The organism is Flavobacterium indicum GPTSA100-9 = DSM 17447 (assembly GCF_000455605.1).
Classification (GTDB): Bacteria; Bacteroidota; Bacteroidia; order Flavobacteriales; family Flavobacteriaceae; genus Flavobacterium; species Flavobacterium indicum.
Genome location: NC_017025.1, coordinates 2,140,037 through 2,165,070 on the forward strand (window position 1 = coordinate 2,140,037; position 25,034 = coordinate 2,165,070).

Annotated in this window: 27 protein-coding genes and 1 other RNA gene; 16 read left to right on the top strand and 12 right to left on the bottom strand. The window is 30.9% G+C overall.

The features are described from left to right. Positions 1-1,989, top strand: a complete 1,989-nt coding sequence (gene uvrB, locus KQS_RS09925) for an excinuclease ABC subunit UvrB (protein WP_014389053.1) — start codon at positions 1-3, stop codon at positions 1,987-1,989. A 71-nt stretch (positions 1,990-2,060) separates the two neighbouring features. Here the strand turns inward: uvrB and KQS_RS09930 are convergent, their stop codons facing one another. Continuing rightward, the gene (locus KQS_RS09930) at positions 2,061-2,462 is read right to left on the bottom strand and encodes a TerB family tellurite resistance protein (RefSeq protein WP_014389054.1); all 402 of its coding nucleotides are present in this window, start codon (positions 2,460-2,462) and stop codon (positions 2,061-2,063) included. Positions 2,463-2,508: 46 nt separating this feature from the next. Here KQS_RS09930 and KQS_RS09935 point away from each other — a divergent pair, with 46 nt between their 5' ends. Together KQS_RS09935 and KQS_RS09940 are read left to right on the top strand one after the other, a co-directional pair. Next, a complete protein-coding gene (locus tag KQS_RS09935; RefSeq protein WP_014389055.1) occupies positions 2,509-3,303 on the top strand; it encodes an alpha/beta hydrolase in 795 nt (264 codons plus the stop codon). A gap of 10 nt (positions 3,304-3,313) precedes the next feature. Further along, positions 3,314-3,736 (top strand): DUF1456 family protein, encoded by a 423-nt coding sequence (locus tag KQS_RS09940; protein WP_014389056.1) that lies wholly within the window; start codon positions 3,314-3,316, stop codon positions 3,734-3,736. 31 nt (positions 3,737-3,767) lie between these two features. Here KQS_RS09940 and menD read toward each other — a convergent pair whose 3' ends face one another. Then, positions 3,768-5,420 (bottom strand): 2-succinyl-5-enolpyruvyl-6-hydroxy-3-cyclohexene-1-carboxylic-acid synthase, encoded by a 1,653-nt coding sequence (gene menD, locus KQS_RS09945; RefSeq protein ID WP_014389057.1) that lies wholly within the window; start codon positions 5,418-5,420, stop codon positions 3,768-3,770. Between the two features lie 79 nt (positions 5,421-5,499). On the opposite strand from menD, the gene KQS_RS09950 reads away from it, so the two are divergent. Further along, positions 5,500-5,994: a GNAT family N-acetyltransferase gene (locus tag KQS_RS09950; RefSeq protein WP_014389058.1), complete on the top strand. Its 495-nt coding sequence runs from the start codon at positions 5,500-5,502 to the stop codon at positions 5,992-5,994. 52 nt (positions 5,995-6,046) lie between these two features. Here KQS_RS09950 and KQS_RS09955 read toward each other — a convergent pair whose 3' ends face one another. The 3 genes from KQS_RS09955 to KQS_RS09965 all read right to left on the bottom strand — a co-directional run bounded on the left by KQS_RS09955 (position 6,047) and on the right by KQS_RS09965 (position 10,915). Further along, positions 6,047-6,652: a glutathione peroxidase gene (locus KQS_RS09955; RefSeq protein ID WP_014389059.1), complete on the bottom strand. Its 606-nt coding sequence runs from the start codon at positions 6,650-6,652 to the stop codon at positions 6,047-6,049. Between the two features lie 237 nt (positions 6,653-6,889). Next, a complete protein-coding gene (gene ccsA, locus KQS_RS09960) occupies positions 6,890-10,099 on the bottom strand; it encodes a cytochrome c biogenesis protein CcsA (RefSeq protein WP_014389060.1) in 3,210 nt (1,069 codons plus the stop codon). Positions 10,100-10,183: 84 nt separating this feature from the next. Further along, entirely contained in the window at positions 10,184-10,915 is a 732-nt protein-coding gene (locus KQS_RS09965; RefSeq protein WP_014389061.1) for a biotin--[acetyl-CoA-carboxylase] ligase, read from the bottom strand. Between the two features lie 82 nt (positions 10,916-10,997). Between KQS_RS09965 and rsfS the strand changes: the two genes are divergently transcribed. The 7 genes from rsfS (at position 10,998) to KQS_RS10000 (ending at position 16,671) form a co-directional block, all read left to right on the top strand. Continuing rightward, on the top strand, positions 10,998-11,366 hold the full coding sequence (gene rsfS, locus KQS_RS09970) for a ribosome silencing factor (RefSeq protein ID WP_014389062.1): 369 nt from the start codon (positions 10,998-11,000) through the stop codon (positions 11,364-11,366). Between the two features lie 6 nt (positions 11,367-11,372). Continuing rightward, positions 11,373-13,406, top strand: coding sequence for an ATP-dependent zinc metalloprotease FtsH (gene ftsH, locus KQS_RS09975; RefSeq protein ID WP_014389063.1), 2,034 nt, complete (start codon positions 11,373-11,375; stop codon positions 13,404-13,406). Positions 13,407-13,501: 95 nt separating this feature from the next. Further along, on the top strand, positions 13,502-14,104 hold the full coding sequence (locus KQS_RS09980) for a lactate utilization protein B/C (RefSeq protein WP_041252288.1): 603 nt from the start codon (positions 13,502-13,504) through the stop codon (positions 14,102-14,104). Position 14,105: 1 nt separating this feature from the next. After that, the gene (locus tag KQS_RS09985) at positions 14,106-14,912 is read left to right on the top strand and encodes a phosphatidate cytidylyltransferase (protein ID WP_014389065.1); all 807 of its coding nucleotides are present in this window, start codon (positions 14,106-14,108) and stop codon (positions 14,910-14,912) included. After that, positions 14,902-15,567, top strand: a complete 666-nt coding sequence (locus tag KQS_RS09990) for a phosphatidylserine decarboxylase family protein (RefSeq protein WP_014389066.1) — start codon at positions 14,902-14,904, stop codon at positions 15,565-15,567. The genes KQS_RS09985 and KQS_RS09990 overlap by 11 nt, the downstream gene beginning before the upstream one ends. Next, a complete protein-coding gene (locus KQS_RS09995) occupies positions 15,560-15,844 on the top strand; it encodes an acyl-CoA-binding protein (RefSeq protein WP_014389067.1) in 285 nt (94 codons plus the stop codon). Before KQS_RS09990 ends, KQS_RS09995 begins: the two co-directional genes overlap by 8 nt. A gap of 44 nt (positions 15,845-15,888) precedes the next feature. Then, positions 15,889-16,671, top strand: a complete 783-nt coding sequence (locus KQS_RS10000; RefSeq protein WP_014389068.1) for a superoxide dismutase — start codon at positions 15,889-15,891, stop codon at positions 16,669-16,671. A 53-nt stretch (positions 16,672-16,724) separates the two neighbouring features. Here KQS_RS10000 and KQS_RS10005 read toward each other — a convergent pair whose 3' ends face one another. Continuing rightward, entirely contained in the window at positions 16,725-17,612 is an 888-nt protein-coding gene (locus tag KQS_RS10005; protein WP_014389069.1) for a hypothetical protein, read from the bottom strand. A 119-nt stretch (positions 17,613-17,731) separates the two neighbouring features. Between KQS_RS10005 and KQS_RS10010 the strand changes: the two genes are divergently transcribed. The 5 genes from KQS_RS10010 to rny all read left to right on the top strand — a co-directional run bounded on the left by KQS_RS10010 (position 17,732) and on the right by rny (position 21,231). Beyond that, the gene (locus KQS_RS10010; RefSeq protein WP_014389070.1) at positions 17,732-18,772 is read left to right on the top strand and encodes an arginase family protein; all 1,041 of its coding nucleotides are present in this window, start codon (positions 17,732-17,734) and stop codon (positions 18,770-18,772) included. Positions 18,773-18,879: 107 nt separating this feature from the next. Then, complete coding sequence (locus tag KQS_RS10015) at positions 18,880-19,170, top strand: hypothetical protein (RefSeq protein WP_014389071.1); 291 nt, start codon at positions 18,880-18,882, stop codon at positions 19,168-19,170. Between the two features lies 1 nt (position 19,171). Further along, entirely contained in the window at positions 19,172-19,465 is a 294-nt protein-coding gene (locus tag KQS_RS10020; RefSeq protein WP_014389072.1) for a cell division protein ZapA, read from the top strand. 56 nt (positions 19,466-19,521) lie between these two features. Further along, a non-coding RNA gene (gene ssrS, locus KQS_RS14745) (6S RNA) lies at positions 19,522-19,625 on the top strand. 43 nt (positions 19,626-19,668) lie between these two features. After that, complete coding sequence (rny, locus tag KQS_RS10025; RefSeq protein WP_173391227.1) at positions 19,669-21,231, top strand: ribonuclease Y; 1,563 nt, start codon at positions 19,669-19,671, stop codon at positions 21,229-21,231. Positions 21,232-21,571: 340 nt separating this feature from the next. On the opposite strand, the gene ftsY is transcribed toward rny, so the two are convergent. From ftsY to KQS_RS10055, 6 genes are all read right to left on the bottom strand, one after another. Further along, positions 21,572-22,552: a signal recognition particle-docking protein FtsY gene (gene ftsY / locus KQS_RS10035; RefSeq protein ID WP_014389075.1), complete on the bottom strand. Its 981-nt coding sequence runs from the start codon at positions 22,550-22,552 to the stop codon at positions 21,572-21,574. A gap of 87 nt (positions 22,553-22,639) precedes the next feature. Then, positions 22,640-22,792 carry a DUF4295 domain-containing protein gene (locus KQS_RS14230; RefSeq protein WP_014389076.1) on the bottom strand — a complete coding sequence of 51 codons (153 nt, stop codon included), beginning with the start codon at positions 22,790-22,792 and terminating at the stop codon, positions 22,640-22,642. Between the two features lie 40 nt (positions 22,793-22,832). Then, positions 22,833-23,015 (bottom strand): 50S ribosomal protein L33, encoded by a 183-nt coding sequence (rpmG, locus tag KQS_RS10040; RefSeq protein ID WP_014389077.1) that lies wholly within the window; start codon positions 23,013-23,015, stop codon positions 22,833-22,835. 32 nt (positions 23,016-23,047) lie between these two features. After that, positions 23,048-23,284 carry a 50S ribosomal protein L28 gene (gene rpmB / locus KQS_RS10045; protein ID WP_014389078.1) on the bottom strand — a complete coding sequence of 79 codons (237 nt, stop codon included), beginning with the start codon at positions 23,282-23,284 and terminating at the stop codon, positions 23,048-23,050. A gap of 79 nt (positions 23,285-23,363) precedes the next feature. Next, a complete protein-coding gene (locus KQS_RS10050) occupies positions 23,364-24,611 on the bottom strand; it encodes a CinA family nicotinamide mononucleotide deamidase-related protein (RefSeq protein ID WP_014389079.1) in 1,248 nt (415 codons plus the stop codon). Between the two features lie 75 nt (positions 24,612-24,686). After that, positions 24,687-25,034, bottom strand: coding sequence for an Hpt domain-containing protein (locus KQS_RS10055; RefSeq protein ID WP_014389080.1), 348 nt, complete (start codon positions 25,032-25,034; stop codon positions 24,687-24,689).

Consider the following 25,034-nt stretch of genomic DNA (forward strand, 5'->3'; position numbering starts at 1 on the left):
ATGCGTTTTCAAGTTGTATCGGATTACAAACCAACAGGAGATCAGCCTGAAGCTATAAAAAAATTAGCGCATGCAATAAATGCGGGTGAAAAATACCAAACCTTGTTGGGAGTAACCGGTTCTGGTAAAACTTTTACAGTAGCCAATGTGATACAAGAAGTACAAAAGCCAACTTTAATTTTAGCTCATAATAAAACGTTGGCGGCACAATTGTACTCAGAATTTAAGCAATTTTTCCCTAATAATTCCGTTCAATATTTTGTGTCTTACTATGATTATTATCAACCTGAAGCCTTTATTCCTGTAACAGGCACCTATATTGAAAAAGATTTATCCATAAATGATGAGTTGGAAAAATTACGTTTAAGTACCACATCAGCCCTTCTCTCAGGAAGAAGAGATATAGTCGTAATTTCATCGGTATCTTGTCTATATGGTATCGGAAATCCGGTTGAATTTCAAAAAAATGTAATTTCAATAGAAAACGGACAGCAACTCTCAAGAACAAAACTTTTACACCGATTAGTTCAAAGTTTATACGCTAGAACTGAGGCCGAATTTACCGCTGGAACTTTTCGTATCAAAGGTGATACTGTAGAAATTTTCCCTAGTTATGCTGATGATCCGTTTCGAATTCATTTTTTTGGAGATGAAATAGAAGAAATTGAAGCCTTTGACGCTACATCGTCCAAAGTCATTGAGCGTTATGAACGTTTAAATATATATCCTGCGAATATGTTTGTAACCTCTCCCGATGTTTTGCAGAAAGCCATTTGGGAAATTCAACAAGATTTAGTAAAACAAGTTGATTATTTTAAAAAAATAGGTAAACATCTAGAAGCCAAACGTTTAGAGGAACGAACTAATTTCGACTTAGAAATGATTCGAGAATTAGGATATTGCTCGGGTATTGAAAATTATTCGCGTTATTTAGATGGTAGACAAGCAGGCACAAGACCTTTCTGTTTATTGGATTATTTTCCTGATGATTATTTAATGGTTGTTGATGAAAGTCACGTGACTATTTCTCAAGTTCATGCTATGTATGGTGGTGACCGAAGTAGAAAAGAAAACTTGGTTGAATATGGTTTCCGATTACCCGCTGCTATGGACAACAGACCATTAAAATTTGAAGAATTTGAAGCCTTGCAAAATCAGGTTTTATACGTATCTGCCACCCCTGCTGATTATGAATTACAAAAGACAGGTGGCGAATTTGTAGAACAAATTATTCGACCAACAGGTTTATTGGATCCTATTATAGAAGTTCGCCCTAGTGCCAATCAAATTGACGATTTAATTGAAGAAATTCAGATTCGTTGTGAAGCAGATGAACGAGTATTAGTGACTACTTTAACGAAAAGAATGGCAGAAGAATTGGCCAAATATTTGACTAAAGTAGCCATACGTTGCCGTTACATCCATTCAGATGTTGACACCTTAGAACGTGTTGAAATCATGCAAGATTTAAGAAAAGGTTTATATGATGTATTAATTGGAGTAAACTTATTACGTGAAGGCTTAGATTTACCAGAAGTATCATTAGTAGCTATTTTAGATGCTGACAAGGAAGGATTTTTAAGAAGCCACCGTTCTTTAACACAAACAGTGGGAAGAGCTGCAAGAAATGTGAACGGAAAAGCCATTATGTATGCCGATAAAATTACAAATTCAATGCAACGTACAATTGACGAAACCAATTATCGTAGAGAAAAGCAAATGAATTACAATTTGGCAAATAATAAAACGCCACAAGCATTAAATAAATCAATTGAAAATGCACTTACAAAATCTTCAATTGCCACTTATAATTACATGGATGCACCTAAAGTTGCAGCAGAACCTGTATTAGAATATTTAAGTAAGCCCGAAATAGAGAAAAAAATAAGAGAATTACGTAAATTGATGGAAAAAGCAGCTAAAGAACTCGATTTTATGCAAGCAGCCAAATTCAGAGATGAAATTAAATCATGGCAAGATAAATTATAAGCATATATTTCTAAAACAATTAAGACTTTGGTAATTGCAAATATAAAACGAAACTAAATTAACTTACTTTTTTAGTTATACTGTTCTGAAAATAAAGCCAATAAGGTTTGACCATCAATTAAACCATTCGGTGATTTTTGCATCATGTTTAAAATGCGTTTCATGGCAAATGGATTAAGCCCCATATTAATCCCTATTTCATTAATTTTAATTTGTTCGCGTTCATGTAATACATCATCACAATGCATTAACAACGCCAAACGATAAAACTGACAAATACGACTGAATTCATCTTTCATGATTTGAACACTGTCTTTATTTTCAAATAGCTTGTGCAAAGTAGGTTTATCAATTTCCAATTCTGTAGCCACCATTTCAATAAAATCATATTCTCGATCGTGTAATTCACCATCTACCAGTGCAAAGGCAATCATTTCGCGTAATAAATTTAATTTTTCTTCTTGTGGTTCCATTTAAAAATGTAATTTTAATGATGAATCTATAATCAAATATAAAAAAATGTTAAAAAATAACCTCTATTTTTTCATCTTAATTTTAACGCTGTCTGGTAACTTGTTCGCTCAAAGCAAGATAGACACCTTAACCCTTTTTGCGACTAAATTGGGTTATCATAAAAAAATATGGATATATACTCCAGTCAATTATAATAAAGATATAAAGAAAAAATTTCCTGTAATTTACATGTTGGATGGTCAAAATTTATTTGATACTAAAACTTCATATGCTGGCGAATGGCAAGTAGACGAAACGTTAGACAGTTTAAAAGCCAATTGTATTGTTATAGGAATTGAACATGGGAATCAAGAGCGAATAAATGAATTAACTCCTTTTAAAAACGAAAATTATGGAGGAGGAAAAGCAGATTTAATGTTGGACTTCATTTTGCATCAAGTCATGCCTAACATCAATTCAACTTACCGAACAAAAACAGATAAAAACCATACCGCTATTTTTGGAAGCTCGTTAGGTGGTTTATTTGCCTATTATGCTGTATTTAAACACCCTGATATTTTTGGAAAAGCGGGAGTTTTTTCTCCTGCCTTTTGGATCAATAAAAAAGAATTGTTGGAATTAAGTAAAGCGACGGATAAATCAAATGCAAAATTTTATTTTATGTGCGGGACCAAGGAAAGTGAAAACATGGTAACGGATTTAAATGAATTGGCGCATGATTTAAATAGAATTCGATGTGAGTGTAAAATGTTAACCAAAAAAGTCATTATTACAAATGGTGAACATAATGAAAAATTATGGCGCGAACAATTTGCAAAAGCGTATCTTTGGCTTTTCTAATAAATGAATGATGACAAATAACGATATATTTAAAAAACTTCGTGTTGCCTTACAATTAAGAGACGATCAAATTGTTGAAATTTTAGAATTGGTTGATTTTCGAATTTCAAAAGGAGAAATTGGTAATTTTTTCAGAAACGAAGACCATCCCAAGTATGTGGATTGTGGCGATCAGGTATTGCGTAACTTCTTAAACGGATTGGTAATTTATTTAAGAGGCACTAAAGAAAATCCTAAAAATCCGATGGAGGTTTTAAAAACAAATGCCGCTAATAAAATCCCATTACAAAAAGAAGAACAAAAAAACAATCCGACTTCAAAAAAACCTGCGGCTAAAAAACCGTTTGGAAAATCTAAATTTGCTGACAAAAAACCAGTTAAATCCAATCCCGTTGAACGGTTTAAATTTAAACCGGGCAAAGATTCTAAATAAAAAAAGCGCATCAACTGATGCGCTTTTTGTTTTATACTAGATTTTTAAAATAATCTAACAATATTCTATCATTTAACTTTTCAGGGGTAAAAATTTCTAAAATCGCAGGTTCTTCTTCTTTTTCAAACTTCGACCATTTATTTTCTAAACTGCTTTCATCATCTGCCTTAAAATAATGGAAACCATACATCTTGGCTAAATGTTCGGCAGTCAATTGATGTGACGTTTCAAAATAGGTATTGAAAGTATCAGTTTCTTTATGTCCAGGTAAAATTCGGAATATACCTCCCCCATTATTATTAATTAAAATGATTTTGAAATTCTTAGGTATATAATTATTCCACAAAGCATTACTATCGTAAAAGAAACTTATATCACCCGTTATGAAATAGGTGGGTTTTAACTGATGAACGGCCGCCCCTATTGCTGTAGATGTACTTCCATCAATTCCACTAGTTCCTCGATTACAGAACACTTCTGTTTGTGCATCAATATCAACCAATTGTAAATAGCGAATAGCCGAACTATTACTCACTTGTAAATGAACCGCAGCTTGTAAATTCTTACTCAAAAAATCAAAAACCTTAAAATCAGAAAATGGAATTTGTGACACATAGTGTTGGTGCATGACTTTTCTATGCTTCCAGATTAAATCTACAGTTGGAAAATAATTAGATTTAAGAGGTGTATAGTCTGAAAATAATTGGTCAAAAAAATCATGAATTGAAGTCTGAAAATGCGCTGTCAAAACACCATAAGTATCATACGCACGTAATTCATCTACATGCCAATGAGCTCCAGGTTTGTACTTACGCAAGAATGCCTTAATTCGCTTTGAAACAACCATTCCACCAAAAGTCACTACTATTTCGGGTTGTAACAATTGAAAATCAGCCTCATCAAAAGGAGTAATTAATGTATCAATTCGATCAATAAATGTTGAATGGTGTAAATTCGAAGTCTTTTCAGTCAAAACCACTACAGATTCGTCTCGAGCTATTATATCAATAAATCCTTGCGCTATAGAATTCGGTCGTAATTCACCAACTAATAATAACTTTTTTGTCGCATTTTGCCATTGCTTTTTGAACGATTCATTTAAAGCAAACTGTTCTTGTTTTTGTTCATGAAAAACTAAAGTCGGACTTTGAGTTAATGCCTCAACTGTTTCATATAGAGGCTCTTCAAAAGGAACATTTATATGTACCGGCCCTTTTTTATTTACTGAAGTGAATAATGCTTCTTGAATTTTGATATCATTTTCTTCCGAAGCCTCCTCAGTTAAATTGGCGTTATATAGTGAATGATTGGCAAAAACATTTTCTTGACGAATGGTTTGTCCGTCGCCAATATCAATTTTACTTTGTGGTCGATCTGCCGAAATAATAACAAGAGGAATTTGACTGTAAAAAGCTTCGGCAACTGCTGGATAATAATTAAGCAATGCCGAACCTGAAGTACATACAACAGCAACAGCTTCTTGTAATTGTTGCGCCATTCCCAAGGCAAAAAACGCAGCACATCTTTCATCTGCAATGCTATAACATTTAAAAAAATCTTGATTCGTAAATCCAATGGTTAAAGGTGCGTTTCTAGAACCAGGAGAAATTACAATATGTTTTAATCCTTTTTCTTTACAAATCTCCAGTAAGTTTTGTGCTAAAGGAATTTTTGGATACATCATTTTATTAAAAAAACTGAACTACAAATTTACAAAGTTGTTTGTCTAATTTAGTATTTTTACATCTCAAATTTATGCAATAATGGAAATTAAAATCAGAAAGTATCAAAATGAAGATTGCACAATCATTTTAGACATCATTAATGATCAAATTTTAAACGGAACGGCTTTATATGATTATTTCCCAAGAACCTTAGAACAACAACTTCAAATTTTTGATGATAAAATAAAAAAAGGTTTTCCAGTTATTGTTGCCACACTAAATAATGAAGTCGTTGGCTTTGGATATTACAGTGAATTTAGGTTCAGAGAAGCCTATAAATTTACGGTGGAACATTCAGTCTATGCAAATAAAAATGCCATTGGAAAAGGAATTGGACATACGTTACTTAGTAAATTAATCGAATTAGCAAAAGAACAAGGCCTGCATACCATGATTGGTGTTATTGATTCAGAAAATGTAAACAGTATTGATTTTCATAAAAAATATGGATTTGAACAAGTTGGATTTATAAAAGAATCGGGATACAAATTCAATCGATGGCTCCATTCTGTTATTGTTCAAAAAATGCTATAAAAAAATGTTCCATAATTAGTTATGGAACACTTCTTATTAGAATTGGTAAAAATTAACCTTTAATCCAATTTATAATTTCTTTATCATTAGGTAAAGTTCTTGGCGAAATCACTTTAGCTAAATGTCCATTTTCATCAATTAAATATTTTTGAAAATTCCATTGCACTTCACTGTCTTGTAAACCATTTTTAGCTTTTTGAGTCAAAAACTGGTAAATTGGGTGCATGTCCTGACCTTTAACTGAAATTTTAGACATCATCGGGAATGTAACCCCATAATTCTTTTTACAAAATGTAGCAATTTCAGCATTTGAACCAGGTTCTTGTGCACCAAAATTATTCGCAGGAAAACCAACTATGACAAAATTCTTGTCTTTGTATTCTTCGTAAACCGATTGTAATTGCTCGTACTGGGGAGTTAATCCACATTCAGAAGCGGTGTTTACTATCATGATTTTTTTTCCTTTTAAAGAAGCAAAGTCAAACGCATCACCTGCTAAATCTTTTACTTTAAAAGAATAAATTGTTTCTTTTTCCATGACTTTATCTTTTGTTATACTTGTTGAATGATTGATTTCAGACACTTGGGCATCCTTATTTACTTGTGTACACGCTAAGAAAGCTAAAATTGGAAAAGGGATTAAATAGGATAATTTCATATGTTTAATTTTTTTTGAGGAAACTTATGTTGAACTAAGTTAGTTTGACCTAAGTTTAGTTGCTTTTTAATCAATTATGGTTTTAAATAAACGATTTTATTAACAACATCATCTTGTTTCCTTTAATTACGATTAAATAACTACTAAAGATTTATAAAATTACAATTCTTTTTACAAATTCATAAAAAACAAATATTAAATAAATCATAAAAAAAAGCCTCATAAAGAGGCTCAATTTTATTTCTTATAATATTTTCGATACTTCCAATACGCTAATGCAGCTATTAAAGATGCTACAATTACAGCATATAGATAATAAATTACATTTTGTTTCTCTCCTGAAGCATAGGAATGCATACCACTTAAATGGAAATTTACACCAAAATAAGTCATTAAAATACTGGCAAAAGCAAATACACTCATGACGTTATAAATCCATTTTCCACGAAGCGCCGGAACAAATCGGGCATGAATTACAAATGCATAAATCATAATACTAATTAAAGCCCATGTTTCTTTTGGATCCCATCCCCAGTAACGTCCCCAACTTTCATTAGCCCATTGTCCACCTAAAAAGTTTCCGATAGTTAACATCACTAATCCAACCGTTAGAGCCATTTCATTAATAATGGTAATTTCCTGGATCGATAAATCCATTTTTTTCTTGTTCTTTTCGGTTGTAAAAATCATTAAGAATAAGGCCACTAACCCTAAAATCATTCCCAATGTAAATGGTCCGTAACTCGCTACAATTACTGCCACGTGAATCATTAACCAATACGAATTTAAAACCGGTTGTAAATTGGCAATCGCCGGATCCATCCAACTCCAATGTGCCACCATTAAAATAATAGCCGTAACAAAGGCCGTTGAAGCCACAGTTAATTCCGATTTTCTCCCGAAAGCCAACCCAAAGAACATGGTTGCCCAAGCTACATAAATCATACTTTCGTAAGCATCAGACCAAGGTGCATGTCCTGAGATATACCAACGTGCAATTAATCCACCTAAATGAAGAACAAACAAAATTGCAATAATAATATGTGAAACTTTTACAGCAACATTTACCCATTTCTTATCACTAAATATTTTCCAAATTACGAAGACGAACATTAAAACACCCGCATACAAATACCAAGAAAATAATTTTTTGAAGATATCGTATTTGTTATACAAAATCTCTGTATTGATTTTATCTTCAGACAACATGACTTTAGCACCAAACTTCTTTTGGTAATCACTTAAGCCTTTTAATAATTCATTTGCCGTTTTATAATCTTTAGATTGAGAGGCACCCGCTGCTTCATTTAAATAAAATGGCAATGCATTTTTAACAATATCTAAAGGTGTATTTGTTTTATGATTTACTTCTAAATAAGAAACCCATTTATTGTTTTTGTCATTAGGTAATGGAAATAATTTTAAAATTTGTCCACTTAAAGCCGAATACAATAAATTGATTTTTTTATCAACTTCAATAAAATCCTTTTCAAATTGATTTGGAATTGCTGCTTTATAAGCTTCATCTGTTTGCTTTACTAACTTATAATTCCCATACTGATCAAAAAAATCAATTAAAGCAGCATATTTAGCTTCTTTATCAATTCCTGCTATTTTACGAATACTGTCATTTCCTCTTTTTAAGTAAATAATAGGTACTTGATACCAATATTCAGGAAATTGTGTCATTGAAATCAAAACCTGATCAGAAGTATATCCCTCAAAAGTGTCGTTTTTGGAAACTTTTCGCAATAATTCAGAAGAAAAAGTATTTACAGGTTTCATTCTTCCGCCCACATCCTGTATTACTAATCTACCAAATTTAGAAGCTTCTTCTGCGTCAATCATGTATTTTTTAATTTCACGAAGTGCTTGTTCCTTTGTTGGCATTTTAGGAGCCGCAGTGGTTTTTGAAGAAGTTTCTGTTTCATGTACATGTCCTTCATGGTTATGTCCATCATGATTGTGACCATCATGATTGTCTTGAGAAAAACCAACTATTGAGAAGAAAAAGAAAAGAAGACTTAATGCTGCTTTTTTAGCTCTCAATTTGTCTAATTTTTTCTTTAAATCTCCAAAACGAGTGTTTTTATCAAACAAAATTGCCATTAGTCCAATATATAAAAGAAAATAACCGATGTAAGTTAGCCAAGTACCCCAAAAGTCATGGTTTACAGACAAATGCGTTCCTTGTTCATCCGGATCAAATCCTGCTTGAAAGAAGCGATACCCTCTGTAATCTAAAATATGATTCATAAAAACACTATCTTTAAATGTTTTTCGTTCTTGAGTATCTTGAATTTCTAATTTACTTTTAAATGCAGAATAACTTTTTTCTGTTCCAGGATATTTTTCAGCAATAAAATCTTCTAGTTTAATTGAAAAAGGAGTTTCATAAACTTTACTTCCATAAAACAAGGTAAATTCTAAATTTCCTAATTTAAAACTCTTTGGTTCACTTTGTTTTCCTTTTTGACCGAACAAAACGATTGTTTCTTCTTTGCCTTGCGATGTAACTTTTAATCGAACCGCATCATCCGTTGCTTTATCTTTATAATTATCATCCGAAGCCAAAATCAATTCCCCTTTAGAAGGAATTTCTGGAAGTACAAATTGAATACCACCCATATTATATAACGATCGGAACATCACCGGACTAGTCGTATTTTTACTTACTGAACCCTGCATTTTATCTGCCATTCGCATAAAATTACCATCAAAAGGAGTTTCTAATTGAAACGTGTCACCCACTTTCAAAATATTAATGGCACCTTTAGTTTGTTTGTTAAAAGCAAAAAGTAAATTATTGATCATTTTTACTTCTCCCTCAACTAAATAATGTTCTTTTCTTCCCCCTTGACTTGCTTCTACTAATTTCAAATATAATTTTCCAGAAACGTTAGGTTTAAAAGTTTGTTTGGCATTTAGGATGAATTCTTGTAATTCAATTGCAAACGGTTCACCATCAAAATTATCTGAAATTGAAAATGAATTCGATACTGCTTTTGAAAACAACGCCTGTTTTTGAACGGTTTTCCTTTTCATTTCACCTTGGTATTTACCATCCACAAATGCAGTAATATAAGGCATGTCAGAATAAACTACATTTGAAGACCCACCTTCTCTTATCAACATCATTCCTTCAAAACTTACATATCGTGTTACAAATGCACCAACAAGAATAAAAATGAAAGACAAATGCAACAATAATGTGGCCCATTTTTCTTTTTTGTGAAGCTGATAACGATAAATATTTCCGAAAAAATTAATAACAAAAAACGCCATGATTAATTCGAACCACCATGAGTTATAAATTATAATCCGTGCAGTTTCTGTATTGTAGGCATCTTCAATAAAAGTACCCGCAGCCATAGCAGCAGCAAAAACAATAAATAAAACAGCCATTAATCGCGTGGAAAAAAGCGGGGTAAGTATTTTTTGTAACATGAAAAGTTTACTTTATTTTTAATGAATGCAAATGTAACGATTTACAAAGAAATTTCACTTACTTTAACAAACCTTTGATATTCGTTAATAAAGTAATTTTACATCTTTTATACTGAATAATTCAAATGTATCGTTTTCCAACTCAACTTCAAGTAAACCAAGAGGTGTAACTCGTATGATTTTACCCATGAATTTTACTCCGTTTAAATTTTCAAAAACCGATGGAATGTTTTTTCTAAATAAAGCCTTTTGGTAGTAGTCCCAAAAAAAATGTGCGCCTTCAGAATTATACTTATTAATATTATGTTGAAATAATTTTAAAAATGTAGTTAAAATCAATTCAGTATCCCATTCTTTTTGAGTTAGATTAAAAAAAGAGCTCGCTTGTGGTAAATTTTCAAAATTACTTTGGTTGACATTGATTCCAATTCCAATGATTGACACAATTTCACCATCACTTTTGATTTGATTTTCAATAAGTATACCTGCAATTTTCTTTTTTTCTGACAAAATGTCGTTCGGCCACTTAATCGCTAAATTTGTTAATTTTAAGTTATAAAATGCCTGATGCAATGTTACTGCAACAATCACATTCAAATTAAAAACTTCTTCAAAATCACGCAATACATTTTTAACCAAAACACTGAACGTTAGGTTTTTACCCGGCTCTACATGCCATTCAGCCCCTCTTTGCCCTCTTCCTGCTGTTTGATTTTCTGCTAAAACAACTGTTAAATTCTCAAGATAGTGTTGAACTGACAATTGTTTTAAATAAGAATTGGTAGAATCAATGGCATTGAGTTTGATGATATGCATAGAAGTTTTTTTTGATTTACTAAACTAATTTTCAAATGTAAAAACAAAAATGATACCTTTGCAAAAAACGAATAAATAATAGATGACAAAAAATAACAGTACTGATGATTTATTAACATGTATCATCAAGGGAATTGAAGATGTAAAAGGATTAGATATTGATATTCTTGATTTAAGAGAAATCGACAATCGTGTTTGTGATTATTTTGTAATTTGCAATGGAACTTCAAATACACAAGTGAATGCTATAGTGAATTCTATACAAAAAGGGGTTTCTAGAGAATTAAAAGATAAACCTTGGCATGTAGAAGGCACAGAAAATGGTGAATGGGTATTAATGGATTATGTAAGCATTGTGGTTCATGTATTTCAAAAGCACATTAGAGAATATTATAATATTGAAAGCCTTTGGGGCGATGCTAAAATTACATCGCTTGAAAATAAATTTTAAAAAAATATGTCAGAGAACAATAAAAACAAACCTACAATTAAAGTATACAAAATAGGTCCTTGGTTTTTTCCAACATTAATTATTTTGCTATTCTTAGCCATTAACTTTTTTGATAAAGGATTTTCTTCTTTTGGATTTCCAGAACCTATTTCTGTTTCTAAATTCGAAGAATTATTAGCTAAAAATGAAATTAAAGATGTCATTATTTATAATGAAAAATCGGCTGAAATTGTTCTTAACGACCGAGGACTAAATGATCCTCAAATTAGAAAAAGTAAAAACAATGTTTTTAGTAGAGACAATAAAAAAGGCCCGCATTTTGTAATTGAAAGTATAGGTTCTTCTGAATTGTTTCAAAAAAGTTTAAAAGAAGCAAAAGACCAAAGACTTATTTCTAATTACAGTTTTAAAGAAACTAGTGATTGGGGTGAAATTATTACTTTCTTACTTCCTACCTTTTTGATTATAGGATTCTTCTATTTTATGTCGAGAAGAATGGGTGGTGCCGGAGGTGGTGGCGGTCAAATTTTCAGTATTGGTAAATCAAAAGCTAAATTATTTGATGAAAAAACCGACACGCGAATTACGTTTGAAAATGTAGCTGGCTTGGAAGGTGCTAAAGAAGAAATTCAAGAAATTGTAGAATTCCTTAAAAATCCAGAAAAATATACAAGCATTGGTGGTAAAATCCCAAAAGGTGCGTTACTAGTAGGTCCTCCAGGGACAGGTAAAACTTTATTAGCAAAAGCAGTTGCTGGTGAAGCAAAGGTTCCTTTCTTCTCTTTATCAGGCTCAGATTTTGTTGAGATGTTTGTGGGTGTTGGAGCTTCTCGTGTAAGAGATTTGTTTAAACAAGCAAAAGAAAAAGCGCCAGCTATCATATTTATTGATGAAATTGATGCCGTTGGTAGAGCAAGAGGAAAAAGTAATTTTTCTGGCGGAAACGACGAACGCGAGAATACATTGAACCAATTACTGACCGAAATGGATGGTTTTGGAACCGATACTAATGTTATTGTATTGGCAGCTACTAACCGTGCAGATGTATTAGACAAAGCATTAATGAGAGCAGGTCGTTTTGACCGACAAATTTATGTTGATTTACCAGACATTCGTGAACGTAAAGAAATTTTTGAGGTACATTTAAAAAACATCAAGAAAGAAGAAGAATTAGATACTGACTTTTTAGCGAAACAAACCCCTGGTTTCTCTGGTGCTGATATTGCGAATGTATGTAATGAAGCAGCTTTAATTGCCGCAAGAAAAGATAAAAAAGCCGTAAATAAACAAGATTTCTTAGATGCGGTTGATCGTATTGTTGGAGGATTAGAAAAGAAAAACAAAATCCTTACACCAGACGAAAAAAGAGCAATTGCTATTCACGAAGCAGGACACGCAACTGTAAGTTGGATGTTACGTTATGCTGCGCCATTGGTAAAAGTAACCATCGTTCCAAGAGGACAAAGTTTGGGAGCAGCTTGGTATTTACCAGAAGAAAGACAAATTGTACGTACAGAACAAATGTTAGATGAAATGTGTGCTACAATGGGTGGACGTGCTGCAGAGAAAGTTGTGTTTGATAAAATATCAACTGGTGCTTTAAGTGACTTAGAAAAAGTTACGCGTCAGGCCAGAGCTATGGTAACTATTTATGGTTTAAATGACAAGTTAGGTAACATAACTTATTATGATTCATCAGGTCAGAGCGATTATAATTTTTCAAAACCTTATTCTGAAGAAACAGCTCAAGTAATTGACAAAGAAATTTCAGCTATAATTGAAGAACAATACCAAAGAGCAATTACTATTTTATCTGAAAACAGAGAAAAATTAGAACAATTAGCGAATATACTTATTGAAAAAGAAGTAATTTTTAAAGATGATTTAGAAACTATTTTTGGTAAACGTCCGTTTGAAACTGAAAACCAAACTATTGAAGATAAAAAAACAGAAAATAACACTGAAAACATCTTAAATAGTTCAACAGAATCATTAACAAATTCTTCAAGTGATAACAATCCTGAAACTCCTGAAGAATAATTAGTTAAAAAATATTTTAAAAAATCTTAATTTGAAAGCAATTTTAAATTAAGATTTTTTTATATTTGGAAGTTAGGAACCGTTAGATGAAAAGAATGAATATTTTTAAGAAAATATTTGGTACTCAAGGAGAAAACGAAGATCAAGATAAAAAAGACCATAAAAGTCCCTATTCGCCAGATTTAAATTTACCTGTAGATGAATTGTTTACTGTTAATTTTAAACAAAATGGCGGTAAGTTTATCTATTGTGAAAATATTGGAGAAATTCATGAGAATTTTGAAAACATATTAGAAGAAAATGATTGGTTTGAAACAAATGCACAATGCTTTGATTCAAGATTATTTCATTTTTTAGATGAAAATAGATTAAATTATACGGATAATACTACTCCTTCTTTCTTCTTTACTTCATGTGAAAACTTAATTGCAGACGAAGGTTCCATTCTTTTTTCATCAAAACAATTGAAACAGTTTAAAATTGACGAGCTCCCAACAAATATTGTGGTTTTTGCTTCAACAAGTCAAATTTTACTTTCAAAAAGCGATGGTATGCGTAGTATTAAAAACAGATATAACGGAGAATATCCAACAAACATCACAGCTATTAAATACTTTGAAAAAGCAACTGAAGAAGACTTCTTACATTATGGAAGCTGTCATAAAAATTTATACTTGCTACTGTTAGAAGATTTATAAGATGAACGAAACATTAACAAGAGCACTTTCTGGAGGTGTATATGTTGCACTATTAATTTTTTGCACATTATTTTCTTCTATGAGCTTTCATATACTTTTTACAATTTTTATGTGCTTAAGTATTTATGAATTTTCAAAGATGACCAATTTTAAATATCCTTATATATTTGCTATATTAGGCATATTACTTTCTATTGCTATTTATATTAGCAAATCCAATCCATTCAATTTCATCTATTTATCACTAGGAAGTGTTATTTTTAATCTAATGCTTTTAAATAACTTGTTTAAAAATGTCCCTTTTTCAAAATACCATAAAACAATTAATCATTTATTCTTATATATAACTATTCCATTTATTTTACTTCTACTTTTACCTAATTTTAAAAATCCATCTGAACATAAAATTATCATTTCCATATTTATTATGATTTGGTGTAATGATACTTTTGCTTATTTAGTTGGAAAAACAATAGGTAAAAACAAATTAATGGAACGCATATCTCCTAAAAAAACAATAGAAGGTTTTATTGGAGGTGTAGTTTTTACTATTCTATCAAGTATAATAATTAGTTATTTTTATACTTTTTTTAGTGTAACTTTGTGGGTTGTTACCGCTTTGTTAATTTCAATATTCGGAACTTTAGGTGATTTAATAGAATCGAAGTTTAAAAGAGAAGCTGGAATTAAAGACAGTGGTACAATAATGCCAGGGCATGGCGGTATATTAGATCGATTAGATAGTGTAATTTTCGTTACACCATTTATATATATATTTTATTTAATTTATTTTAATTATGTTTCATAAAGAAGGAGGCAAAATAATATTAATCGCCACATTTTTATCTGTTTTAGGTGTTTTTGTAGCTGATTATTTTTTAAGTGAAAATTTTCCAATTATTTTTAAAATTGTTGGTGCTTTAATTTTAGTGTTTTTAGTATTAATTCTTCAATTTTTCAGAAATCCAACAAGAATAGCCGACAATAGTGATAATCATATACTAGCTCCAGTTGACGGCAAAGTAGTAGTAATTGAAGAAGTATATGAGTCTGAATATTTTAAAGATAAACGTTTGATGGTATCTATTTTTATGTCGCCTATTAACGTTCACGTTACAAGATATTGCGTTAACGGAATCGTAAAATATAGTAAATACCATCCTGGTAAATATTTAGTAGCTTGGCATCCTAAAGCAAGTGAAGAAAATGAACGAACTACTGTTGTAATTGAAAACAGAGTATATGGTGAAATTTTATACCGACAAATTGCTGGCGCTTTAGCAAGAAGAATTGTAAACTATGCACAAGAAGGCATGAGAGTAGTACAAGGTAAAGATGCAGGTTTTATTAAATTTGGATCTCGTGTTGACATCTATTTACCTATTGGAACTCCTATCAATGTAAAATTAGGCGATAAAGCTATTGGTAATAAAACTATAATCAGTAAAAAAATAAATGAGTAAACAATCGTTAGACGAAAGATTTAAGGAAGCAATTCGTATTGCCAACGAACAAATTCCTAAAACTTCTGTACCACAAGACGTACAATTGGTGCTTTATGCTTATTACAAGCAGGCTCTTTCTGAAAACATCAGCTACAATCATCATGGCTATGAATCAGATGAATTAATTACCGCATTTAAACAAAACGCTTGGATGCAAGTAAGACATCTTACAGCAGATGAAGCTAAAGAAAAATATATTGAAAACATTAATCAATTGTTAAAAGATAGGCAGTAACGCTTATCTTTTTTAATTTTGTACAACAATAAAAACTAAAACTTATGAAAAAGATAATTATTACAGGAATTTTATTAGGCTCAATGCTAAGCTTTGCAGGATGCAAAAAAGATAAAGAATTAGTTGAAGTCACTATTCCTGAACCTGAAAAAACAGAAACTAAATCAGCCATTGGAAATCCAGAAAATGTAAAAGCTGAAGACCAAGACGGCCCTTTTCAAATGATGAAATTACCGTATGCTTATAATGCTTTAGAACCTTTTATTGATGCTCAAACTATGGAAATCCATTTTTCAAAACATCATGTCAATTATTGTAATAAATTAAATGCTGCTGTAAAAGGAACTGACTTAGCTAACAAATCAATTGAAGCTATTCTAACTAAACTTGATTTGAAAAATAATGATGTTAGAAATAATGGCGGAGGATATTACAATCACAACTTATTTTTCGAAATACTAGGTCAAAACAACACCGAACCAAAAGACGCCATATTAGAAGCAATTAACAAAGACTTTGGTTCATTTGAAAATTTTAGGACTCAATTTTCTGAAAAAGCAAATAAACTATTTGGTTCTGGATGGGTTTGGTTAATTGTAGACAAAACAGGTAAATTGGTTATAACTACTTCTGTTAATCAAGACAATCCATTGATGCCAAATGCAGAAATTAAAGGAACACCAGTTTTAGCTTTAGATGTTTGGGAACATGCCTATTATTTAAAGTATCAAAATAAAAGAAAAGATTATGTTGAAGCGTTTTACAATGTAATCAACTGGAGTAAAGTAAATGAAAAATTTACCGATGCAAAATCGAAAATTGAATAATAAAAAAGGGAGCTCAAGAGCTCCCTTTTTTATGTTTTAAGATAATTTTTATACTATCTAAGTGTAAATGAAGACTTCGCAACTAAATTTCCATCTTTATCAAATACATTTACAAAATAAGCACCTCCTACTATGTTTTTAACTGGTAAATCTTCCTGAACGGTTACAGTTTTATTTTCATATTTAATAGTTTTAGCAAAACTATACGATAAATATTTATCACCATAAGTTTCCATTTTCTTTTCACCTAAAACATTACTTTTACTGTCAATTACTTGAACATAATACGATTTATCACCTGTTTTAGCAATTTGATTTTCAGCAATTGTAAAACTTATTTTTAATACATCTGCTTTACTTGCTTTATCAGTATCAATTTGTTTACCTGAACTTCTTTGTTTAACTGCTAACGTTTGAAGATTTAAAATTGACAACTTTTGTCCTTTTTCAACCGTTTTTGCTAAACTTGTTTTTTGATTATTAAGTGTATCAATTTGAACTCTAGCATCAGAAAGAACAACAGTAGTACTATCTAAATCTTTTGTTAATTTTACGTTTTTTTCTTTTAACGAATTATTCTCAGCAACTAAATTATCCATATCTTTTTTCAATTGAAAATATTGTGATTTGAATTTAGCCATTGAAGCAGCATCACCTTCAGATTTTTTTAATTTTTCAAGCAATTCTACCATTTTAGCCTGCTCCTCTTCTAACTCTCCTTTTAAGGCAGTGTTATCCGCAATTGCTTTATCGTATTCTGCAATTTTAGCCTCTAATTCAGCTTGTAATTTTCCTTTTTCAGAGGTAAGTTTTGTTTCAACTTCTGTACTATCATTTTTTAATTTGTACATGTAAGCTAAACTTCCTAATAAAAGTAATGATAAAACAACTACTGCGGCTTTTAACCCTGAATTTCTAGGATTTGATTGATTAAGTTCCATTGTCTATAAGATTTAGATTATGAGTTTCACAAAAATATGATTATTTTTACTTTATTACACTATAATTAACGATTTCTTTATGCAAAATAGTATATTTGAATTCAATTTTTAAAGCAATAATGGAAAATTTAAAAATATTTAATGCTAATGATTTAGCCCGTTTAACACAACATAGAAGTGGTGAAGTTAAATTTGGTGAAAAAATTTTAACAGTCCCTAAAGATGAAAATCCATTTGAGTTCATCAAAAATTGTGAAGCAAATTTTGTACTATTAGGACTACCTGAAGATATTGGAGTGAAAGCAAATTTTGGAAGAGTTGGAACAGCTTCAGCATTTCATAGCACTTTAAAAAGTTTAGTCAATTTTCAACATAATAAATTTTGCAAAGGAAGAGAATTAATAGCTCTCGGAGAAATTAACTTTTCAGAAGAAATGGAAATTGCTTCTAATCTGGATGCAACAATTAAAGAAGATCGAAAACAATTGTTCAAATTAGTTGAAAAGATTGATAAAGAAGTTTCACACATCATTTGTAACATAATTAAGACCGGCAAAATTCCAATTATTATTGGAGGTGGACACAATAATGCTTATGGAAATATAAAAGGCTTAGCACTTGCTAAGGGAAAATCTGTAAATGCAATAAATTTTGATGCACATACAGACTTCAGAATTATGGAGGGTCGCCACAGTGGAAATGGATTCACCTATGCTTTTGAAGATGGATTCTTAAAAAAATATTTTATTTTTGGATTGCATGAAAATTTTGTTTCTAAAAGCGTATTCCATACATTAAAATCGATTTCTGAAAGAGTAAAGTACAATACTTATGAAGAAATTGCCGTTAGAAAAGAAAAAAGTTTTTCAACAGAACTTACAACAGCTTTAAAATTTGTAGGTGATACATCTTTTGGTTTAGAATTAGATTTAGATGCAATTCCAGGCATACACAGTAGTGCAATGACTTTAAGTGGATTTAGTGTTGAAAAAGCACGTCATTTTATACATTTTTTTGGAAAGGAAGAAAATGTAGGCTATTTACACATTTGCGAAGGAGCTCCAGATTTAGATGATTCTAGTAATAATCATCTAACTGGAAAACTTATTGCAACTATGATTGTCGACTTTATAAAAAGCAAACAGTTAACTGATTACTAATTAATTAATGAATTTTAGAGAAATAAGTTATAATTTTTTTAAAAAAAGTATTGATAATTAAATTAGTAGTTTTAAATTTGTAAAATCAAGAAAAGAAATTGGCATTAATGAGTGAATTATCAAAAGTAATTGATTCTCTTGAAGTTAAATTCTTCAAATTATCAAAAAAATTGGAGAATTTTGAAAAGCTAAATAATGATTTAGTTCAAGAATTATCAGTGGTTAAGGAGATAATGAAACAAAAAGAAGAAAAAATTCATTCATTAGAAAAAGAGCTTGAAAGCTTGAAAATAACCAATTCTCTTTTAGGCAGTGATGAATATAAAAAAGAAACTAAGCTAAAAATAAACGCTTTAATTAGAGAAATCGATTATTGTATAGCACAACTTTCTGAATAAAATGACAGAAAAGTTAAAAATTAAAATATCAATAGCTGATCGTGTTTATCCCTTAACTGTGGAACCAGCACAAGAAGAAGGTTTACGAACTGCTTCTAAAAAAATAGATGCTACGATACGAAAATTTGAAGAAAGCTATGCAGTTAGAGATAAACAAGATGTATTAGCCATGTGTGCATTACAATTTGCTTCTCAGATTGAACAAAATCAAATTGACAAAAGTACATCCTTAGAAGATGCTTTTGAACGATTAAAAAAATTAAACGACAAAATTGATAGCTTGTTACTTAAATAGAAATACGTTCTTATTTTAAAACAAAGATACTGCCTACATTAGTATAATTTTGATAAACTCAACACTAACTATTAAAAGAGTAAATCTGCACTACTAAAGCATGTTACTTCGTGTAAATCCTTGAACAGTGCGCTAGCTCAAATCCTGTTTATACGAGTTTATTCAAACTCCTAATGTAGGCTTTTTTTATATATAACAATTAAATTATGACACTAACAATTATTTTAAGTATCGTCGCCGGAATTGCAGTTGGGTTTGGAATTGCTAAATTTTTAGAAAAAAGCAATGTTTCAAACTTAATTAAAAATGCAAAAAAAGAGGCCGCATCTATATTAAAAGACGCTAAAGCTGAAGCTGAATCTATCAAAAAAGACAAATTATTACAAGCTAAAGAAAAGTTTTTAGAGTTAAAATCGGAGCATGAAAAGGAAATTTTAGCTAAAGACAAAAAAATTGCTGAAGCTGAAAAAAGAACAAGAGACAAAGAATCTCAAGTTTCAAATGAATTAGCTAAGAATAAAAAACTTAACGACGAATTAGAAACAAAACTTGAAGATTACAATAATCGAGTAGATTATTTAGAAAAGAAAACTCAAGAAATTGATAAATTACACAAAAGTCAAGTTGAACAATTAGAAGCTATTTCAGGATTATCTGCAGAAGAAGCAAAAAATCAATTAGTTGAAAGTTTAAAAGCTGAGGCGAAAACAGATGCCATGGCTCATATTCAAGAAACTATTGAAGAAGCTAAAATGACGGCTCAACAAGAGGCTAAAAAAATCATTATTAATACCATTCAACGTGTGGGTACTGAAGAAGCTATTGAAAACTGTGTATCCGTATTCAATATTGAATCTGACGATGTAAAAGGTAGAATTATCGGTAGAGAAGGTAGAAATATTCGTGCCTTAGAAGCTGCAACTGGGGTTGAGATTATTGTAGACGATACACCAGAAGCAATTATTTTATCTTGCTTTGACCCAGTAAGAAGAGAAATTGCCCGTTTAGCATTACATAAATTGGTTACTGACGGTCGTATTCACCCGGCTCGTATTGAAGAAGTGGTTGCTAAGACCCAAAAACAAATTGAAGAAGAAATTATTGAAGTGGGTAAACGTACTGTAATTGATTTAGGTATTCATGGATTACACCCAGAATTAATCAAGATTGTGGGCCGAATGAAATACCGTTCTTCTTATGGACAAAATTTATTACAACACTCAAGAGAAGTTGCTAAACTTTGTGGATTAATGGCTGCTGAACTAGGCTTAAATGTTAAGTTAGCTAAAAGAGCTGGTTTATTACACGATATAGGTAAAGTTCCTGAAACTGAAAGTGAACTACCACATGCAATTTTAGGTATGCAGTGGGCTGAAAAATATGGTGAAAAAGAAGAAGTTTGCAACGCAATTGGAGCACACCACGATGAAATTGAAATGAAATATTTGATTTCTCCAATTGTTCAAGTTTGTGATGCAATTTCTGGAGCTAGACCTGGAGCTAGAAGACAAGTATTAGATTCTTACATCCAACGTTTAAAAGATTTAGAAGATATCGCTTATGGCTTCCAAGGTGTTAAAAATGCCTATGCAATTCAAGCAGGTAGAGAATTACGTGTATTAGTAGAAAGTGAAAAAGTTAGCGATGAAATGGCAGCTACATTATCATTCGATATCTCACACAAAATTCAAACTGAAATGACCTACCCTGGTCAGGTTAAAGTTACGGTAATTAGAGAAACTCGTGTTGTTAACATTGCAAAATAATTCTCCAAAACATATAAATTAAAAAGTCCGATAGATTCTATCGGACTTTTTTTATGCTGTGGATATAGATTTAAGCATAAAAAAATCCTCATTTGAGGATTTTTTGAGTTTACTATACTATTTTATTTTTTAGTTTTTGGTTTGGTTTTATTCTCTATTACTTTAATGATAACATAATAAATCAAAATAAAAGAAATTAAACGCAACCCCATAAATAGATTTTCACTCTTCATGAAACGTAAAAACTCTAGATCAAAGGGGAAGGCTAAAAAAGCTGCTATAATACCTATTAATAACAACTTTGAATTGGTCATATTTTTAAAAAAATTCATTGTATCTATTAATTAAAGAATGAATCTACGAATTCAATTTTATTAAACACTTGCAAATCATTAATCCCTTCACCTACTCCAATGTACTTCACTGGAATTTGAAATTGATCCGAAATACCAATCACCACACCACCTTTAGCTGTACCGTCTAATTTAGTAACTGCTAAACAAGTTACCTCAGTAGCTGCTGTAAATTGCTTGGCTTGTTCGAATGCATTTTGTCCGGTAGAACCATCTAAAACTAATAATACATCTGAAGGCGCATGTTCTACCACTTTTTGCATTACTTTTTTAACTTTAGACAATTCATTCATTAAACCTACTTTATTGTGTAAACGACCTGCTGTATCAATAATAACTACATCTGCATTTTGAGCAACTGCTGATTGCAAAGTATCAAATGCAACTGAAGCAGGATCACTTCCCATTTGCTGTTTTACGATAGGGACTCCTACTCGATCAGCCCAAATTTGCAATTGATCAATTGCTGCAGCCCTAAATGTATCTGCCGCTCCCAATACAACCGAATAACCCGCGTTTTTAAATTGATTAGCCAATTTACCAATTGTGGTAGTCTTACCCACTCCATTTACCCCAACTACCATAATCACATACGGCTTTTTATCTGTTGGAATTGAAAAAACAGAATCATTAGAAGTATTTGTTTCAGATAATAAACCTGCAATTTCTTCTCTTAGAATTAAATTTAATTCCTCGGTGCCTAAATACTTATCTTGAGAAACTCTTTTTTCTATTCGCTCAATAATTTTTAAAGTTGTATTTACACCTACATCAGATGATATTAAAACTTCTTCTAGATTATCCAAAACTTCATCGTCAACTTTAGACTTACCAGCAACGGCTTTGGTTAATTTAGAAAAGAAACTCGACTTACTTTTCTCTAGACCTTTGTCTAAAGATTGTTTAGCCTCTTCAGTAAAATTAGAGTCTTTTCTTTCTGATGAAAATATCTTTTTAAAAAAATTCATTCCTTATTTTATAATTTATCAAACAAAAATAAAATAAAAAAAGCTACTTTCAAATGAAAATAGCTTTTTAAATATCTTTAACTATGATTATTTCTTTTTTAAGAACTCATCTACTTCTTCTGGAGTCATAACTGATTCAACAAAAGTGTAAGCACCAGTCTTAGGAGACTTAACCATTTTGATAGCTTTAGTTAATCTTTTAGAAGCTGTCTGTAAAGTTGCTACGGTTTTCTTTGCCATGACTTATAATGTTTTATTGAAATTTATAAAAAATTTCTAATTATTTAATTTCTTTGTGAACAGTTACTCTTTTCAAGATAGGATTGAATTTTTTAATCTCCATTCTATCTGGTGTATTTTTTTTGTTTTTAGTAGTGATGTAACGAGAAGTTCCTGGCATACCAGAATCTTTGTGCTCAGTACACTCTAAAATAACCTGAATTCTATTACCTTTCTTTGCCATTTTTCTAAATATTTTATTAAATGATTACCAGATTATTTTACAAATCCGTTTGCTTTTGCTTGTTTTAAAACAGCAGCAATACCATTTTTGTTAATAGTTTTTAAAGCAGCTGTAGAAATTTTCAATGTTACCCATCTATCTTCTTCAGCAATGTAAAAACGTTTTTTTACTAAATTAACAGAGAATTTTCTCTTTGTTTTGTTCATAGCATGAGAAACGTTGTTCCCAACCATTGCTCTTTTACCTGTAAGTTCACAAACTCTTGACATTATTACTAAACTTTATATCGTTATTCAAAATCAGGGTGCAAAGAAACGAATTTTTAAAATACAATGCAACTATTTTCTATTAGTTTTTTAAAATTTCTTTATAAACCATCTCTAAAGCCTTTGTAACCGCCCTATCTATAACCTTTTCACGCGGTTGACCAAAGTTAAATTCTTCAACTAAAACCTCTTTTGGAGTAGCTAAAGCTATATAAACGGTTCCAATTTCAGCTACAGAATCACCTTTTGTTGGCCCAGCATTACCTGTAGTTGCTATGGCATAATCTGAATTAAAAATTGTTTTGCTATTTAACGCCATTTCTTTAGCAACTTCTGCACTCACAACAGTAAACGCATCAATAGTTTCTTTTTTAACATGTAAAAGTTTGGTTTTCATTTCCGTTTCATAAGGGATTAAACCACCTTTAAAATAAGTTGATGCACCGGCCACAGAAGTTAACATTTCAGCAATTTTACCTCCCGTACAACTTTCTGCAGTTGCAAGAGTTACCATTTTTTCTTTTAGCTTTCTACCAACAACAACCTCAATGGTTTCTTCCTCATCATATCCAACAATAATATCACCAATTAAGGGAATTAATAATTGAATTTGATCCTCAATAGTTTGTTTTAACAATTCTTCATTTTTGCCTCTTGCAGTCAATCGCAACCGAACTCTTCCAGGGCTTGGCAAGTAGGCTAATTTTATAAATTGAGGCAATTGATTCTCCCATTCTTCAATTTGCTCAGCTACCAAACTTTCACCTCTACCATAAGTTAAAATGGTTTTATGAACAATATAAGGTCTTTCAAATTTTTGAACCAAGTATGGAATCACTTCATTATCAATTAGATATTTCATTTCATAAGGAACACCTGGTAAGGAGACAAAAATTGTTTCCTCATGTTCCATTAACATTCCAGGAGCAGTTCCCATCTTATTAAACAACACCTTACATTTAGAAGGAACCAATGCCTGATCTTTGTTTAATTGTGTAATAGGTCTTTTATAAAAACTTTCAATTAAATCTTTAACATGTGCTAAAACCTCCACATTTTCAACCAAATGATCCTCAAAATAGTCGCAAAATGTCTTTTTGGTAATGTCGTCTTTTGTTGGCCCTAAACCTCCTGTAACCAGCACAACGTCAAATTTATTTTGAACATATTTTAGAGTACTCAATATGTGTTGTTTATCATCTGAAATAGACAACATTTCTTGTGTGGCAATTCCAATTTTATCTAACGCCTTTGCTATATATGACGAATTTGTATCTACGATTTGTCCAATTAAAATTTCATCCCCAATCGTAATAATAGCTGCTTTCATTTCCTTTAATTATTAAGATGTAAAAATAAAAAAAATCACGCTTTCACGTGATTTTTTAATATTTGTTTAACCGAATTAATTCAATTTAAAATCTTTTTTAAGTTCTACTACCGCTGCATCAATTCGTTCTTTTAGCGATTTATACACCTCTTTTATTTCTTTTCGTTTGCCTTCTGCTTTTGTCCAATTCATAATTTCCATATTGTCATCATAAGCCAAATCCATGCCAAGTAAATCTAACGTTGGTTTTATTTTATGCGCAGCAGAATACGTTCTTGAATAATCTTTTAACTCGATACCCTCTTTAATTGATTTCAACTCAGCAGGAACTTCTTGTAAAAAAAGTGAAACTATTTGCAATGCAAACTCGTTATCGTTTTCAGAAATTTCATATACCTTAGAAAGATTGTATTGTAGTGCCAT

Coding starts and splice junctions, on each gene's coding strand:
- KQS_RS09990 (WP_014389066.1), top strand. CDS start 14,902: ATGTTTCATAAAGAAGGAGGCAAAATAATATTAATCGCCACATTTTTA.
- menD (WP_014389057.1), bottom strand. CDS start 5,420: ATGATGTATCCAAAAATTCCTTTAGCACAAAACTTACTGGAGATTTGT.
- KQS_RS09980 (WP_041252288.1), top strand. CDS start 13,502: ATGAATATTTTTAAGAAAATATTTGGTACTCAAGGAGAAAACGAAGAT.
- KQS_RS10020 (WP_014389072.1), top strand. CDS start 19,172: ATGACAGAAAAGTTAAAAATTAAAATATCAATAGCTGATCGTGTTTAT.
- KQS_RS09930 (WP_014389054.1), bottom strand. CDS start 2,462: ATGGAACCACAAGAAGAAAAATTAAATTTATTACGCGAAATGATTGCC.
- KQS_RS10005 (WP_014389069.1), bottom strand. CDS start 17,612: ATGGAACTTAATCAATCAAATCCTAGAAATTCAGGGTTAAAAGCCGCA.
- KQS_RS09935 (WP_014389055.1), top strand. CDS start 2,509: ATGTTAAAAAATAACCTCTATTTTTTCATCTTAATTTTAACGCTGTCT.
- ccsA (WP_014389060.1), bottom strand. CDS start 10,099: ATGTTACAAAAAATACTTACCCCGCTTTTTTCCACGCGATTAATGGCT.
- ftsH (WP_014389063.1), top strand. CDS start 11,373: ATGTCAGAGAACAATAAAAACAAACCTACAATTAAAGTATACAAAATA.
- KQS_RS10055 (WP_014389080.1), bottom strand. CDS start 25,034: ATGGCACTACAATACAATCTTTCTAAGGTATATGAAATTTCTGAAAAC.
- uvrB (WP_014389053.1), top strand. CDS start 1: ATGCGTTTTCAAGTTGTATCGGATTACAAACCAACAGGAGATCAGCCT.
- ftsY (WP_014389075.1), bottom strand. CDS start 22,552: ATGAATTTTTTTAAAAAGATATTTTCATCAGAAAGAAAAGACTCTAAT.
- KQS_RS09965 (WP_014389061.1), bottom strand. CDS start 10,915: ATGCATATCATCAAACTCAATGCCATTGATTCTACCAATTCTTATTTA.
- rpmG (WP_014389077.1), bottom strand. CDS start 23,015: ATGGCAAAGAAAGGTAATAGAATTCAGGTTATTTTAGAGTGTACTGAG.
- KQS_RS09985 (WP_014389065.1), top strand. CDS start 14,106: ATGAACGAAACATTAACAAGAGCACTTTCTGGAGGTGTATATGTTGCA.
- KQS_RS10015 (WP_014389071.1), top strand. CDS start 18,880: ATGAGTGAATTATCAAAAGTAATTGATTCTCTTGAAGTTAAATTCTTC.
- KQS_RS10050 (WP_014389079.1), bottom strand. CDS start 24,611: ATGAAAGCAGCTATTATTACGATTGGGGATGAAATTTTAATTGGACAA.
- rpmB (WP_014389078.1), bottom strand. CDS start 23,284: ATGTCAAGAGTTTGTGAACTTACAGGTAAAAGAGCAATGGTTGGGAAC.
- KQS_RS10010 (WP_014389070.1), top strand. CDS start 17,732: ATGGAAAATTTAAAAATATTTAATGCTAATGATTTAGCCCGTTTAACA.
- KQS_RS09955 (WP_014389059.1), bottom strand. CDS start 6,652: ATGAAATTATCCTATTTAATCCCTTTTCCAATTTTAGCTTTCTTAGCG.
- KQS_RS09950 (WP_014389058.1), top strand. CDS start 5,500: ATGGAAATTAAAATCAGAAAGTATCAAAATGAAGATTGCACAATCATT.
- KQS_RS09940 (WP_014389056.1), top strand. CDS start 3,314: ATGACAAATAACGATATATTTAAAAAACTTCGTGTTGCCTTACAATTA.
- KQS_RS10000 (WP_014389068.1), top strand. CDS start 15,889: ATGAAAAAGATAATTATTACAGGAATTTTATTAGGCTCAATGCTAAGC.
- KQS_RS14230 (WP_014389076.1), bottom strand. CDS start 22,792: ATGGCAAAGAAAACCGTAGCAACTTTACAGACAGCTTCTAAAAGATTA.
- KQS_RS09995 (WP_014389067.1), top strand. CDS start 15,560: ATGAGTAAACAATCGTTAGACGAAAGATTTAAGGAAGCAATTCGTATT.
- rsfS (WP_014389062.1), top strand. CDS start 10,998: ATGACAAAAAATAACAGTACTGATGATTTATTAACATGTATCATCAAG.